16 protein-coding genes are annotated in these 13,864 nt (G+C 49.1%); 5 read left to right on the top strand and 11 right to left on the bottom strand.

The features are described 5' to 3' along the window. Positions 1-30: 30 nt before the first annotated feature. Positions 31-888 (bottom strand): DMT family transporter, encoded by an 858-nt coding sequence (locus XMM383_RS00615; RefSeq protein WP_173494334.1) that lies wholly within the window; start codon positions 886-888, stop codon positions 31-33. Next, positions 885-3,791: an insulinase family protein gene (locus XMM383_RS00610; RefSeq protein WP_371744223.1), complete on the bottom strand. Its 2,907-nt coding sequence runs from the start codon at positions 3,789-3,791 to the stop codon at positions 885-887. The genes XMM383_RS00615 and XMM383_RS00610 overlap by 4 nt, the downstream gene beginning before the upstream one ends. Positions 3,792-4,031: 240 nt before the next feature. On the opposite strand from XMM383_RS00610, the gene XMM383_RS00605 reads away from it, so the two are divergent. The 5 genes from XMM383_RS00605 to XMM383_RS00585 all read left to right on the top strand — a co-directional run bounded on the left by XMM383_RS00605 (position 4,032) and on the right by XMM383_RS00585 (position 6,536). Next, complete coding sequence (locus XMM383_RS00605) at positions 4,032-4,712, top strand: Bax inhibitor-1/YccA family protein (protein WP_173481588.1); 681 nt, start codon at positions 4,032-4,034, stop codon at positions 4,710-4,712. A 433-nt stretch (positions 4,713-5,145) separates the two neighbouring features. Then, positions 5,146-5,544 (top strand): sulfurtransferase complex subunit TusD, encoded by a 399-nt coding sequence (tusD, locus tag XMM383_RS00600; RefSeq protein WP_173494333.1) that lies wholly within the window; start codon positions 5,146-5,148, stop codon positions 5,542-5,544. Then, positions 5,541-5,897 carry a sulfurtransferase complex subunit TusC gene (tusC, locus tag XMM383_RS00595; RefSeq protein WP_173494332.1) on the top strand — a complete coding sequence of 119 codons (357 nt, stop codon included), beginning with the start codon at positions 5,541-5,543 and terminating at the stop codon, positions 5,895-5,897. Before tusD ends, tusC begins: the two co-directional genes overlap by 4 nt. Beyond that, positions 5,890-6,195 (top strand): sulfurtransferase complex subunit TusB, encoded by a 306-nt coding sequence (gene tusB / locus XMM383_RS00590; protein WP_173494331.1) that lies wholly within the window; start codon positions 5,890-5,892, stop codon positions 6,193-6,195. Before tusC ends, tusB begins: the two co-directional genes overlap by 8 nt. Beyond that, positions 6,195-6,536 (top strand): TusE/DsrC/DsvC family sulfur relay protein, encoded by a 342-nt coding sequence (locus tag XMM383_RS00585; RefSeq protein WP_173481592.1) that lies wholly within the window; start codon positions 6,195-6,197, stop codon positions 6,534-6,536. The genes tusB and XMM383_RS00585 overlap by 1 nt, the downstream gene beginning before the upstream one ends. A gap of 11 nt (positions 6,537-6,547) precedes the next feature. On the opposite strand, the gene XMM383_RS00580 is transcribed toward XMM383_RS00585, so the two are convergent. The 9 genes from XMM383_RS00580 to fabD all read right to left on the bottom strand — a co-directional run bounded on the left by XMM383_RS00580 (position 6,548) and on the right by fabD (position 13,847). After that, complete coding sequence (locus XMM383_RS00580) at positions 6,548-7,327, bottom strand: TatD family hydrolase (protein ID WP_173494330.1); 780 nt, start codon at positions 7,325-7,327, stop codon at positions 6,548-6,550. A gap of 27 nt (positions 7,328-7,354) precedes the next feature. Next, positions 7,355-7,708: a PilZ domain-containing protein gene (locus XMM383_RS00575; RefSeq protein WP_173481594.1), complete on the bottom strand. Its 354-nt coding sequence runs from the start codon at positions 7,706-7,708 to the stop codon at positions 7,355-7,357. Beyond that, positions 7,708-8,694, bottom strand: coding sequence for a DNA polymerase III subunit delta' (locus XMM383_RS00570; protein WP_173483196.1), 987 nt, complete (start codon positions 8,692-8,694; stop codon positions 7,708-7,710). Before XMM383_RS00570 ends, XMM383_RS00575 begins: the two co-directional genes overlap by 1 nt. Beyond that, positions 8,691-9,317, bottom strand: a complete 627-nt coding sequence (gene tmk / locus XMM383_RS00565; RefSeq protein WP_173483197.1) for a dTMP kinase — start codon at positions 9,315-9,317, stop codon at positions 8,691-8,693. The genes XMM383_RS00570 and tmk overlap by 4 nt, the downstream gene beginning before the upstream one ends. Next, positions 9,317-10,354 (bottom strand): endolytic transglycosylase MltG, encoded by a 1,038-nt coding sequence (gene mltG, locus XMM383_RS00560; RefSeq protein ID WP_173481597.1) that lies wholly within the window; start codon positions 10,352-10,354, stop codon positions 9,317-9,319. Before mltG ends, tmk begins: the two co-directional genes overlap by 1 nt. A gap of 67 nt (positions 10,355-10,421) precedes the next feature. Beyond that, complete coding sequence (gene fabF, locus XMM383_RS00555) at positions 10,422-11,660, bottom strand: beta-ketoacyl-ACP synthase II (protein WP_173481598.1); 1,239 nt, start codon at positions 11,658-11,660, stop codon at positions 10,422-10,424. Between the two features lie 82 nt (positions 11,661-11,742). Beyond that, on the bottom strand, positions 11,743-11,976 hold the full coding sequence (acpP, locus tag XMM383_RS00550; RefSeq protein ID WP_173481599.1) for an acyl carrier protein: 234 nt from the start codon (positions 11,974-11,976) through the stop codon (positions 11,743-11,745). 175 nt (positions 11,977-12,151) lie between these two features. Beyond that, positions 12,152-12,895, bottom strand: a complete 744-nt coding sequence (gene fabG / locus XMM383_RS00545; RefSeq protein ID WP_173481600.1) for a 3-oxoacyl-ACP reductase FabG — start codon at positions 12,893-12,895, stop codon at positions 12,152-12,154. Positions 12,896-12,905: 10 nt separating this feature from the next. Beyond that, positions 12,906-13,847, bottom strand: a complete 942-nt coding sequence (gene fabD / locus XMM383_RS00540; protein ID WP_173494329.1) for an ACP S-malonyltransferase — start codon at positions 13,845-13,847, stop codon at positions 12,906-12,908. Between the last annotated feature and the right edge of the window lie 17 nt (positions 13,848-13,864).

The following is a 13,864-nucleotide window of genomic DNA, read 5'->3' as shown; positions in this document are numbered from 1 at the left end:
CTAAAGCCAGTCACCGGCAATCTGCCCAAACTAGGCTTTCGCTTTCAACGTCATCACCCCACCCAACACAATCAACCCCATACCGGCAATCGTTAAGGTTGCTAGAGTCTCATCCCACAACAACCAACCGACCAGACTGGCTATGATGACTGAGCTGTAGGTGAATGGCCCAAGATAACCAGCGGGGGCGCTATGGTATGCCTTAGTCATTGAGAGTTGCGCCAAGGTCGATAGCGCAGCGATTCCAATTACACCCGCCAACTCAAACCAGCCCAATGCTACCCACCCTTGCAGTGCAAAGGGTGCACTGAATAGGGACGCAAACAGCGAGAAGTAGAAGACTACCCTGCGAGAGGGTTCTGTATCTTTCATTTTACGCACGAAAATTTTTGCTTGAGCCCCCAGCACAGCACCAGCAAGGCCTATCAATACTGCCAGTTGCAAACCGGCATTGGCCGGATTAAGGACTAGTGCTACCCCAACAAACCCGATCGGTAGGGACCAAAAAAGAATGGGGTGGATCTTCTCTTTCAAGAACCAGAGCGCCAGCAGTGGCATGAACAGCGGTGCCGTCTGTTTTAATAGGGCTGCCGTACCCAGAGGAAGATGGGTCCAGCCATAGTAGAGACAGGACATAGCAGAGACACCAACCAGAGCCCTACCCAAATGAAGGTTGATGCGTGAGGTTTTCAGCGAGATACCCTTCGCACCCAACACCAATGGCAGCATAATGAGCAGACCAAAGGCGTTTCGTAAGAAGACCAACTGTGCAACCGAGAGCGCCTCAGCAACGGTTCGAATTAACACACCGGTAGCCACCAAGACAGCTTCTGCAAAAATAACTAACAGAACTCCTTTTAAGAGCTGGTTCGCCCCCTGCTCACTCACAACGAGAATCGCTGGTAGTCGTCAGAGAGAGTCTCTGCCGTTTTAGCGCTGGTCACAATCGCTTCATAGCCCTCTTCAGGGTTTGATAGATACTGATTAACGACGCGCTCAATATCACCTAAGGTGACAGCTAACACTCTTGAGCGATACTCCATGCGTTGTTCCGGTGTACGGCCAAAGAGCGCATTCAGGTGAGTCGCTTTAGCTTCGCCAGCCGGTGAACCCGGTTTATCGATCGAACTGATCACACCCAAGATTGCCTCTTCCAACTTTTCAGAATCCGCTCCACCGTCAAGCAACCAAGCCACTGATTGATCGAAATGGTTGATCGTCTCGATGCTGTTTGGATCACGGTAGCTGTAGAAACGGAATAGCCCGTCACCACTGTCTTGGCTAGCACCCGAACCGTAAGCACCACCCTGCTCTCGAATGGCACGATGCAGGTAACCGTTGCGGAGAATCTCACCAGCAACGGTCAACGCGGCGGCATCTGGATGCGCAACAGTAACGGTCCTGAAGACCTTGGCACAGAAGTTTACCTGTGTATTAACAATCCAAGCCTGCTGCTTCACTGGCGCTTCAGCCGATACTTGGAAAGGCTTATCGACCGAACCAGAGGATAGACGCGCGAACTCTTTTTCAAACTGGCGCAGACAGCTCTCTTTATGCTCTGAATCAGCCACTAACAGCGCTTTAGGGCTAGAGGCCATTATTGCTTGGTGAATGCCTCTAAGCTCTTCAGCCAGGGCGTTCAACTGGCTTTCATCACTGGATTGATCAGCCAACTCACGGGCCAATTTAATCGATGGCAAACCTCTAGAGGCGTGTGAGAAACCGGCCCCAGGTGCTAGACCTGCACTGGCGGCCAAAATCGCTAACGAGTGACCCTGCCCAGTAACAGACTGCTCTTTTCGAGACGCGTTCTGGTTTAGCAACTCAGCAATACGAGCCGTCTCATTAAAAGGTGCTGAAACCAACATATCGGCCATCAACTCAGAGAGTGCCGCTTGATTAACAACCAACCCTTTGCAGGATAAGATCAGGATAGCGCGCAGTTGTGTCGCATCATCGGTCGCCGCTCGCGCATTGATAGAAGCTGAGATTCCACCACTGATGGCACTCTCCAATGCCTGGTGCTCTTTGTAGGTTCGGCCAGCACTACCCAATTCCGTTAGACACTGAGTGTAGAGTGGTAGAAGGGTCTGCTGCCTTGCCGTTAGTTCTGGCAGATCAAACAGCAGCTGTTGGTAGACGATGCCATTGGTGCCGGCTGTAAACCAAGTAGTGGAATCATTGACCTGATCACCTACCGGGAAGTGACATTCAACAGGAACATCCTCTAAGGTCACTTTTGGCAGCAGTGAAGGGTCATCGGCTTGGGTTTGACGCTCTTCGAGCTGTTTAGCGAGCGCATCGATCGACTCTAACGCTTCACGACTCAAACTCTGTTTGTATTGGGCCAGACGATCCGCCTCAGCCTGATCTTTACGCTGACTCAATTCGGTATCAGGCCTTAGAGTGAGTAGCACACGGTGCGGGTTATCGAGCAACCAAGTTTTTACTAGATTCGGAATGAACTGAGGGTCTTTAATCTCCTCTCGTAGTTGATCCAGAACAGAGTCAATATTGAGGCTCGCAATGGCATCACCACGGTGAATCGCATTTGATAGGGAGGCTAGGATTAGCGACATACCAAAGGGGTAGTGATCACCAGTAATTTCTCGTTGTTGAAGCTCCAACTGGTGCAGTTGGGCGGCCACAACGGATGGATCAACACCCTGATCAACCACCTCTTGCAGCGTATCCAACACCAGCTGCTCAAACTGCGCCGCTCGCTCAGGCTCACTCCCCTCGATACCACAGAGGAATGACATTTCGCGATTAGAGTCCTCGATACCACAAAGCGGTGAAGGTGCAGCTCCTAAATCTGTTGACTCTAGAGCGGCTCGCAGGGGTGAACTGGAATTATCCAACAGAACGCGTGACAGAAGTTGCCCCTCAAGTTCTGCCTTAAGATCGATCGAAGGCTTGGTCAACCAACCGAGGACATGATGGGTCTTCCCCTCTGTCTCACCCTGATCCAGTGGGTAGGCCTCTTCCACCTTGATCGGGGCAAAGTAACGCTTCTCATCAGCCACACTCAATTCAGCATCGAGTCGTTCAAAACGATTAAACGCCTGCTCTTCAAAGCGACGCTGTAATTCGTCAACGGGAATATCACCAAAGGTCATGACAATGGCATTACTTGGGTGATAGTGGGTCTCATGAAAGGCTTTTAACTGATCGTAGGTCAGATCCGGAATATCCGCAGGTTCACCACCCGAGTTGTAGTGGTAGGTCGTCGTTGGAAACAGGTATTTAGATACCGTTTGCCACAGCACCGATGTGGTTGAGCTCATGGCCCCCTTCATCTCGTTGAATACGACTCCTTTAAAGAGCAGGTCCGACTCTGGATTACCCGCTTCCGCTAGCTCTACACGGTGTCCCTCTTGCGCAAAATCTAATGGGTCGAGACGCGGGAAAAATGCAGCATCAAGATAGACATCCAAGAGATTGAAAAAGTCTTTACGGTTTTGGCTGGCAAAGGGGTACGCAGTCCAATCGCTGCTGGTAAACGCGTTCATGAAGGTATTCAATGATCGACGCGTCATCATGAAGAAGGGGTCACGAACGGGAAAACGCTCACTACCACAAAGCGCTGTATGTTCGAGGATATGAGCCACCCCGGTTGAATCTTCAGGCATGGTTCTGAAGGCCACTAAAAAGACGTTTTCATCATAGTCAGTTGCAAGGTGGAAGTGCTTAGCCCCTGTCGCCTTGTGCTCATACTCACTCATCTCGATACCGAGCGAGTTGATCATTTCTGAACGGATAAATTGAAAACTCTCGTGTGCTTGTGCCAAACCGAACAACCCTTTAATAAAAATTTATTGCAGAATTGTACCGACATTGAAGCATTTAAGCATCCACTTCGAACCATTCGATATTACTTAAAAGCCCCATATTTACTGGGGGTTAAGGTTAAAAATCATAACTAAAAACTTGAAATCTTGAGTAAAATGCTCAACATTATAGATAGCTATAAAACTAAAGCGTTCAGGTTGAAATAAACCGAACCAAACCAGCAACGAGAAGAGGACATTATGGCCACTTACGACAGTATCAACACACAAGCACAGGGTGCCGTACGCGATACCAATAAAATGATTCGCAACACATACATGTTGCTTGCGATGACCATGGTATTCAGTACCGTCACTGCCGTTATCTCTATGGCGATCAACCCACCGTTTATCGTCTACCTAGGAAGCATCATTGTCAGCTTCATTATGCTTTTTGTCATCAACAAGAAGCAGAATACAGCCGCTGCACTTCCATTGACCTTCCTTTTCACAGGTCTAATGGGTTTTGGTCTAGGACCAATCCTTAACTCCTACCTAGCACTACCGAATGGCGGTCAAATTGTAGCGACGGCTCTGGGTATGACTGCTGTAACCTTCTTCGGTCTAACGGGCTACGTCATGTCTAGCCGCCGTGATTTTAGCTTCATGGGTGGATTCCTGGCTGCGGGCTCTATCGTACTGATCGTAGCAATGCTTGCGATGTTCATCCTGCCTCTCTTCGGTGTGGATGTATCAGGCATGCAGCTTGCTTTCTCTGCTGCGGTTGTTTTCCTAATGGCAGGCTTCCTTCTGTACGATACAAGCAACATCATCAACGGTACCTACACCAACTACATCATGGCGACGGTGGGTCTCTACCTAAACGTCTACAACTTGTTTGTTCACCTACTGAGCCTAGTGGGTGCGTTTAACGACGACTAATTTGTTGTTTTAGTTTCTTTAAAAATCCCCGCAATTGCGGGGATTTTTTGTTGGAGCTATATAGAAGATGTGGCGATCTTTTCGGTGGCAGTAATTTGCTCCTGCAATGACTGCATATAGACCATGCCTGGACTTAACTGGCCTTCAGCCTGTCAACCGCAGGTAGGCTTTATTACCAATCTGGAAAACACCGATATAGCAGATGACAGGCTAAAGCCAGTCACTGGTGCCGTTAGCTAAATTCACGTTAATACACATCGCGGCCTTTTCAAGACCGCTCCAACATTGCCAGATTCGAACTTCATGCCAGTCGTCCACGTCCGATCGAGAGTGCCAATGGCCAGCCTTTAGGCTGGGTATTCGCTTTTGATCTTCAATAACAAAACACCCACAAAGATGTGCCTATCAAAAATAAGTTGTTAGAATTCTCACCATGAAATACACCCTCATCATTCAATCCGCGCCGATCGATCATCAGAGCAGCCATACCGCTTTGCGCTTTGCTCGTACGCTTTTGCAGGCTGGTCATAGTATTGAGCGCCTCTTTTTTTATGGTGCAGGTGTACACAATGCGACGAGTCACAGTGTTGCTCCACAAGATGAGTTAAACCTGCCTGAGCAGTGGCAGCAGTTTGTCTCTCAACACTCTCTGGATGCTGTAGTCTGTATTGCCGCGGCAGTTCGGCGTGGGGTGATTAACTCAGCGGAGAGTAGCCGCTACAGCAAGACGGGTGACAATTTAGCGGACGGCTATGATCTATCGGGTCTTGGTCAGCTAGTCGCCAGTGCGGTGGAATCTGATCGTGTCATCACATTTGGGGCCGGTTCATGAAACAGTTTCTTGTGATCACCTCTTCAGCACCTTATGGAAGCGCTCAAGCCCGAGAGGCAACTGACCTTGCTTTGGCTACCGCTCTGTTTGACCAGAAGGTCTCTCTTCTGTTTCAGGGTGATGGCGTATTCCAGCTGATTCCGGATCAAAACCCAGCAGTGATAGAGCAGAAAAACCTTTCCGCCATGCAGCAAGCGCTTCCGCTCTATGATGTAGAGGATCTCTTCTATTGTGCTGACTCATTGCAGGAGAGAGGCATAGATCAAAACAGACTAGCTCTGCCGGCAAAAGCGTTGAGTCGTTCTGAGATCGCACTACTCATTCGCCAACAGGATCATATTTTCCATGTCTAGTTCCAACGACAAGATCAGAGGCACTCTCTACATTGTCAACACTCCGCCTAACAGTCCCAACCAGCTTCAGGCATGCCTCGAGCTACTGCAGGCTGATGATCATCTACTTCTTATCGAAAATGGCGTCTACTGGGCTTCTGAAGGCTTAAGCCGTTCATTACAAGAACTACCCTGCCCCGCGACGGTTTTAGAGTGCGATTGCCAGGCTCGTGGGGTCCTTAGTTCATTACCGACCTGTAGCGATGGTGGGTTTGTCGATCTGACGATTCAGTATCCGCGCTCTGTGAGTTGGTTCTAATGAGTGATCTGCTGGTTAACGGTGTTAGCTACCCATTGGATGCCGAAGGGTACCTAGAAAATTTAACTCAGTGGAATGTTGAGCTGGCTGAGTCCTTTGCAGAGAGCATTGATCTAGAGCTTACAGAAGCTCACTGGGAATTGATTGACCTGATGCGTCAGTTCTATCAAGAGTTTGAACTATCCCCTGCGATGCGTCCGTTCATCAAATACACCACACTGCATCTGGGGGCTGATAAAGGGAAAAGTATCTACCTAATGCAGCTCTTTCCTGGCGAGGGTAGCCCGGTAAAGCGTATTGCCCTGATTGCAGGACTGCCTAAACCGGACAACTGTCTGTAGGTTAGCTAAGCCTAAGCCGCTTTTTTGAACAAACGGTGGAAGTTAGCCGCTGAACGTTCAGCCACCTCTTCTACTCGTAGCCCTTTAAGATCAGCAACGCACTGTGCGACTTCTGCGACGTAACCTGGTTGGTTCGGTTTACCGCGATAAGGTACAGGCGCTAGATAGGGTGAATCGGTCTCAATGAGGAACTTATCCAGTGGGACCGCTTTAACGACCTCGCGAAGATCTGCGGCGTTCTTAAAGGTGATAATGCCTGAGAAAGAGATCATAAAGCCGAGCTCAATTGAGCGCATCGCCATCTCCATCGTCTCTGTAAAACAGTGCATCACCCCAGCAGTCTTTGGATCCGCATGCTCCTGCATCACCTCAAGCGTCTCTTCTCTCGCTTCACGTGTGTGAATGATGACGGGGAGATCCAACTCACTTCCCAGCTTTAAGTGGTTAGCAAAACTCTCTACCTGCTGCTCTTTGGTATCCGTCTTATAGAAGAAATCGAGTCCAGTCTCACCTAAGGCAACGACACGCTGATTAGCCGCAACCGCTTGGCGAATCTGAGCTTCATCCCAAGGACTCTCTTCGACGTGGCATGGGTGAATGCCAACCGAAGCGTAGACATCAGACTGTCCCTCTATCGCCTCCAACATCGCAGGGTAGAGATTCATATCGATACCGACACAGAGCATTTTAGATACACCGCGTTGACGCGCATCATTAAGCAGCTCAGTCAGTGAATCGTTATGTTTGGAGAGATCTAAACGGTCTAAGTGACAATGAGAATCGATGAACATGATTGTAAACTTTGAAAACGATGAAAATTAAATGGTAAGGGTTTGACGGCCCGATTCGTGTGCACCCGCAAGGTAGGTATCAATCTTCTTAAGCAGCTCAGTCTCGTCAGATGAGAGTTGAATGCCAATCCCCGGCACTTTACCGCCCTGCGCATTCTTGGGTGTTTGCCAAACCACTTTGCCGGTGACAGGGATCTTATCAGGCTCGCCCATTAGCGATAGCAGCAGGAAGATCTCTTCGCCTAGCTCGTACTGATCTTTGGTTGGTATAAACAGACCACCACGCTCTAAAAACGGCATGTAAGCACGATAGAGATCCTCTTTCGTATGTATAACGAGACCGAGGATGCCGTGATTTTCTGATTTAACTGTCTCAACCATTACTTAACACTCAACTCTTTCCAATCAAAAAACAGTTTCTCTAATAGTAGCTGCTTATTGGGGTTTAGGTGGCGTTGGATCGCGTTTAATTCAACTTGAACTGACTCATAGAGTTTCAGTACACGGCTTGCATTCGCCTGTTTTGCAACTGAATCCACCATCTTACGCATATCCAAGTTGATACGAGGCTGTTCATCCTGCGCCATCTGAATTCTAACAATATCACCCAACAGAGATTGCCACCAAATTAGAGGCAGACGCAGATCCTCTTTTTGGTATTTCTCTGCCAAGGCGACTGGGCTGACTCGTGCACGCAACAGATCGGCCAAGCCACCCAGAAAATTGGCACGAAGATCAATCGCACCGCCGGACTTCCATTCGTAAGCTGTTAATGGAGCTCCTTGCGCTAACCCCAAGTAACCTTTGGCTTTTTCCGGTGGTAGCTGAAGCTTTTCGGCCAACCAATCGGTCGCCAAACCGGCTTCAGGCAGGCTAAATTCAACTCTTTGACAACGACTACGAATGGTCGGCATCACTTGACCTAACTGGTGAACAATCAACAGAATGAGTGTGTTATTGCCAGGTTCTTCGAGGGTTTTCAACAGAGCATTGGCCGCAGAGATATTCATCTCTTCTGCAGGATCGATGATCAAGACGCGATAACCACCCTGCTGCGCAGTGCCGTGCAAGCGATCAATGGTTTCGCGCACCTGATCAACTTTGATCACCTTGCCGGCCTCTTCAGGTGAAAGGTGAAGCAGATCCGGATGCGTTTCGTGCTGAATCAGCTCACAGGTTTTACACTGACCACAGGGTTCTGAACCCCTAGGGTTATTACAGAGCAAGCGTTTAGCGAGGTGCTCAGCAAACGCACGTTTACCCACCCCTTTATGCCCAGCCAATAGCAGCGCATGAGGTAATTTATTATCAGCGATCAACTGATCAATACGCTGCCAATACTCTGCCTGCCAAGGAAGAATGCTCACAAGGCAACTCCAAACTCACGCAGCACCGCCGCAATTTGGGCTTGAACCTGAGGAATGGAAGGCTCTGCATCAATAATTCGAATGCGTCCGTTTGAAGCCGCTGCACGCTCTAGGTAACGATCGCGTACCCGACCAAAGAAGCTCATCTCCTCTTGTTCGAAGCGATCGAGCGCAGCTCGTGCACGCGCACGGCTCATACCTACCTCAACCGGTAGGTCTAGCAGTAGGGTTAAGTCGGGTTGAAGATCGGACAACACCAACGACTCTAGCTGATCAATAGTCGTTTGATTCATCGCTCGGCCACCACCCTGATAAGCATGAGTCGCATCGATAAAACGATCACAAAGCACCCATTTACCTTCAGCCAAAGCGGGTTTAATGAGGGTCTCAACATGCTGTGCTCGAGCAGCAAAGACAAGAAGGAGTTCTGTCATCTCGGACATCGATTCAGATCGCGGGGTCAAAAGCAGCTCACGAACCTGTTCAGCCAATTCAGTTCCACCCGGTTCACGTGTCACGACCAGATCGATACCCGACGATTCGAGACAGTCTTGAATGTAGTCTAAGTTGGTCGTTTTACCGACCCCTTCACCACCTTCGAGTGTAATGAACTTGCCTTGCATTAGTTGGCCTCTGGTGTAGAACGATAATCTTTGCGACGTTTCAATTGATACTCTCTTACGGCGCGATTGTGTTGCTCTAGTGTATCTGAAAACTGGTGCGAACCGTCACCTTTGGCGACAAAATAGAGCGCCTTACCAGGCTCAGGATTAAGCGCTGCGACAATCGCATCCTCCCCTACCAATGCAATTGGCGTAGGAGGGAGCGCTGGAATTCTATAAGTGTTATAGGGTGTCGACTCTTTTAAATGCTTACGTGTCAGATTGCCCTGATAACGCTCACCTAAGCCATAGATCACGGTTGGATCGGTCTGCAGTCGCATCCCCCGATTGAGACGACGAATGAAGACACCCGAGATCTGCCCCCGCTCACTACTCAAACCCGTCTCTTTCTCGATGATAGATGCCAGAATAAGGGCTTCGTAGGAACTCTCAAGCGGCAATGTTATATCACGACTCTGCCAATGCTTATCTAACACATCATTAAGCATTCTGTGTGCACGAAGCAGCAGTTCTTTGTCCGTTGTACCCCGCTCAAAATAGTAGGTCTCGGCTAAAAATAGGCCTTCAGATGAATCGACATTGAGGCCCAGTTCAGTCGACAAACTGGCGGCATCCGTAGCACTCAATGTTTTCTCAAGCAGTTCATTGTCTGCAAGAGAGGCCAGCATCTCTTTAACGGTTGCCCCCTCAATAAGGGTCACTCGATACTGCACAGATCGACCCGATATGAGACGATCAAGCAGGGTCTCTAGGGTATCACCCACCCTTACCTCATACTCGCCGCTGCGCAACTTGGTGAGTTCTGGCTGAAGCTTAAACAGTAACTTAAGTTTGAACGGCTCATCCAACCAGTGACGATCGGATAGCTCTTGAACCAAGCGTGAGGCCGTATAGCCAGTAGGAACCGTCAAGGTGGTTGGTTGCTGGAGCGCTAGACGCTGTTTAGGAAGATCAAGAACGGACTGATATTGGCTCCACCCAACAGAGGCAAGCACCATAAAAAAAGCAACAAATACTATGACTGTTCGTTTTAACAAACCTAAACCCAATGAGTATTAGCAATCAGTATGAGTCGGGGCCGATAGGCACCCGACTCAACGGTCGCTAGATCTTGTTAAAGACGAGTGTACCGTTGGTACCACCAAAGCCAAATGAGTTGGACATAGCGGCAAATAGCTTCGCCTCTTGGGCCGTGTGAGCCACATAGTTAAGGTCACAGCCTTCACTTGGGTTATCCAAGTTGATCGTAGGCGGCGCTACTTGATCACGAAGAGCCAGCACACAGAAGGCTGCTTCGACAGCACCTGCAGCCCCTAATAGGTGACCTATCATAGATTTAGTCGAGCTCATACGGACATCTGAAGCAGCGCTTCCCAACACCGCTTTAGCCGCATTGGATTCCGCAATATCACCCGCCGGAGTCGATGTGCCGTGTGCATTGATGTAGTTGATTTGATCGACGTTCAGACCGGAATCTTTAATCGCATTAGTCATCGACAGAGCAGCACCGGCACCATCCTCTGGTGGTGAAGTCATGTGGTAGGCGTCATCACTCATACCAAAGCCACTCAACTCACAGTAGATCTTCGCACCACGCGCTTTAGCATGCTCATAGGACTCAAGTACCAACATTCCGGCACCATCACCCAGCACAAACCCATCACGATCACGATCCCATGGACGACTTGCTGCTTGTGGATCGTCGTTACGACTCGACAAGGCACGCGCAGCGGCAAAACCACCCAAACCAAGTGGCGTTGTCGCCATCTCAGAGCCACCTGCGATCATCACATCAGCATCACCGTATTGAATCATGCGCATCGCATGACCAATGTTGTGGGTACCGGTTGTACAGGCGGTTGTGATCGCAATATTCGGTCCACGGAAGCCATATTTAATGGCTAGGTTACCGGCGATCATATTGATGATACTGCCAGGAACGAAAAATGGAGAGACTCGACGAGGGCCTGATTTATTCAGTATGTCGTGTGTGTTTTCAATCATTGGTAGACCACCGATGCCGGAGCCAATGGCACAACCAATGCGTGGTGCATTCTCTTCTGAGACTTCAATACCGGAATCTTCAACTGCTTGAATAGCAGCCACCATGCCGTATTGAATGAACAGATCCATCTTACGAGCCTCTTTAGGGTTGAGGTAAGGCTCTAGTTGAAAATCTTTAACAGATGATGAGAAACGTGTGCTGAAAGCCGAAGCATCAAAATGCTCAATTGGGCCTGCACCACTCTTTCCCGCAAGAATATTTGACCAAGTGTCATCGACCGTTTGACCAACAGGTGTTAATAGACCAAGACCTGTGACTACAACTCGATTGCGCGACATCTAAAACTCTCCGATGGGCTAATAAAAGAAAAGCCGCAACTACTCTAGGCAGGTGCGGCTTTTCGAACGTACGTAGAACCGATTACTGGTTAGCGTTAACGTAGTCGATTGCTAGCTGAACTGTAGTGATTTTCTCAGCTTCTTCATCAGGAATTTCAGTTTCGAATTCCTCTTCAAGAGCCATTACTAGTTCAACAGTGTCAAGTGAATCAGCACCGAGGTCTTCTACGAAAGAAGCTTCGTTAGTCACTTCTTCTTCTTTAACACCAAGTTGCTCGGCGATAATTTTCTTAACGCGATCTTCAATATTGCTCATATCGATTCCTATAATGTTTCAACGCCCACTGTATCTATACTGACACTTTGGGAATTTTAGAAAACCGCTGCTTACATAAAAGATAAGCAACAATTGTTAACTGGGTGCAATTATCCGCTATCTGATGGAAATTACAACCTTTTATACGGTAAAAAACCACACCTAAACGGGGGTTTTAACCCATGTACATACCACCGTTGACCTGGATCGTTTCACCGGTCACATAACCGCCAGATTCGCTGCATAAGAAACCAACGACTGCTGCGATCTCTTCAGGCTTACCTAGACGTGACAGTGATATCTGAGACTGCAGCATCTCTTTATGTGCTTCAGGTAGATCAGCCGTCATATCGGTATCGATGAAACCAGGCGCAACACAGTTGACCGTCACGTTACGACTACCTAATTCACGAGCCAATGCACGTGAGAAACCTTCCATACCTGCTTTAGCTGCTGCGTAGTTTGCTTGACCCGCGTTACCCATAGAGGCCACAACAGAGCTGACGCTGACCACACGACCCCAGCGCGCTTTTGTCATGCCGCGTAGAACACCTTTAACCATGCGGTAGACTGACGAAAGATTGGTATTCAGCACAGAATCCCACTCATCATCCTTCATACGCATCATCAGGTTGTCTTTAGTAATACCAGCATTGTTGACCAGAATGGTAACCGCACCGAACTCCTCTTGGATCTGTGCCAGTACCGCATCAACCGACTCTTTATCAGAGACGTTTAGTACATAACCTTTACCCGCATTACCGGCTGCAGCTAAGTATTCAGTGATTGCACTAGCACCACCTTCACTGGTCGCAGTTCCTAGAACGGTAGCGCCCTGTGCAGCGAGGTTCTCTGCGATCGCTTTACCGATACCGCGGGTAGCACCTGTTACTAGCGCAACTTTATTTTCTAAACTCATCTTTTAATCCTTAGCTATTTTGTGCTTCTAGGGCTTTTTCTAGACCCGCAGAATCACCAATATTCAAAACGGTTAGTGCGCGATCGACTTTCTTATTCAGACCCGACAGAACTTTACCTGGACCACACTCAACGGTGCGATCAACACCCAGTGCTAACATTGCTTGTACGCTCTCAGTCCAACGCACTGGACTGTACAGCTGCTGCACCAACAGATCACGCAATTCAGCAACATCTTCACAAGTCGATGCATTGACGTTGTGAATGAGTTTAATCGCTGGCAGTGTAATCTCAATCTTTGCCAATGCTTCAGCCAACTTCTCAGCTGCTGGCTGCATTAACGCACAGTGAGAAGGCACCGATACAGGTAGCTCTACTGCACGTTTTGCACCCGCCTCTTTACAGGCCTCAACTCCACGCTCAACCGCCGCTTTCTCACCGGCTATTACGACCTGACCGGGGCAGTTAAAGTTAACTGCAGAGACCACTGCACCTTGAGCGGCTTGCTCACAAGCAGCCACAACAGCCGCGTCATCAAGACCAAGAATTGCCGCCATCGCCCCAGTACCAGCAGGAACCGCAGCCTGCATCAACTCGCCACGAAGGCGAACCAGACGCACACCGTCAGCCAAGGAGATAGCACCAGCACAAACTAGCGCGGAGTATTCACCCAGTGAGTGACCTGCGACAACCGAGGGTGCTTCACCACCCTGCTGTTGCCATAAACGCCACAGAGCGACACTCGAAGTCAGCAGAACGGGTTGTGTATTCTCAGTGCTATTAAGAACCGCTTCAGGCCCATCTTGAGCAATAGCCCAAAGATCCTGACCTAAGGCTTCAGAAGCCTCTTTAAACGTATCCGTGATAATAGAGTGCTGTGCAGCTAGATCACTCAACATACCGAGTGATTGTGAACCTTGGCCTGGGAAGACCAATGCAAGTGATTGAGACATGTTGTCCTCGATTAACT

Origin of the sequence: Marinobacterium sp. xm-m-383, assembly GCF_013283255.1 — a bacterium.
Classification (GTDB): domain Bacteria; phylum Pseudomonadota; class Gammaproteobacteria; order Pseudomonadales; family Balneatricaceae; genus Marinobacterium_E.
Note: the sequence above shows the minus strand (reverse complement) of the source record. Positions and strands in the feature narration are given on the sequence as shown.

Coding starts and splice junctions, on each gene's coding strand:
- XMM383_RS00605 (WP_173481588.1), top strand. CDS start 4,032: ATGGCCACTTACGACAGTATCAACACACAAGCACAGGGTGCCGTACGC.
- tusD (WP_173494333.1), top strand. CDS start 5,146: ATGAAATACACCCTCATCATTCAATCCGCGCCGATCGATCATCAGAGC.
- tusC (WP_173494332.1), top strand. CDS start 5,541: ATGAAACAGTTTCTTGTGATCACCTCTTCAGCACCTTATGGAAGCGCT.
- tusB (WP_173494331.1), top strand. CDS start 5,890: ATGTCTAGTTCCAACGACAAGATCAGAGGCACTCTCTACATTGTCAAC.
- XMM383_RS00585 (WP_173481592.1), top strand. CDS start 6,195: ATGAGTGATCTGCTGGTTAACGGTGTTAGCTACCCATTGGATGCCGAA.
- XMM383_RS00580 (WP_173494330.1), bottom strand. CDS start 7,327: ATGTTCATCGATTCTCATTGTCACTTAGACCGTTTAGATCTCTCCAAA.
- XMM383_RS00575 (WP_173481594.1), bottom strand. CDS start 7,708: ATGGTTGAGACAGTTAAATCAGAAAATCACGGCATCCTCGGTCTCGTT.
- tmk (WP_173483197.1), bottom strand. CDS start 9,317: ATGCAAGGCAAGTTCATTACACTCGAAGGTGGTGAAGGGGTCGGTAAA.
- fabF (WP_173481598.1), bottom strand. CDS start 11,660: ATGTCGCGCAATCGAGTTGTAGTCACAGGTCTTGGTCTATTAACACCT.
- acpP (WP_173481599.1), bottom strand. CDS start 11,976: ATGAGCAATATTGAAGATCGCGTTAAGAAAATTATCGCCGAGCAACTT.
- fabG (WP_173481600.1), bottom strand. CDS start 12,895: ATGAGTTTAGAAAATAAAGTTGCGCTAGTAACAGGTGCTACCCGCGGT.
- fabD (WP_173494329.1), bottom strand. CDS start 13,847: ATGTCTCAATCACTTGCATTGGTCTTCCCAGGCCAAGGTTCACAATCA.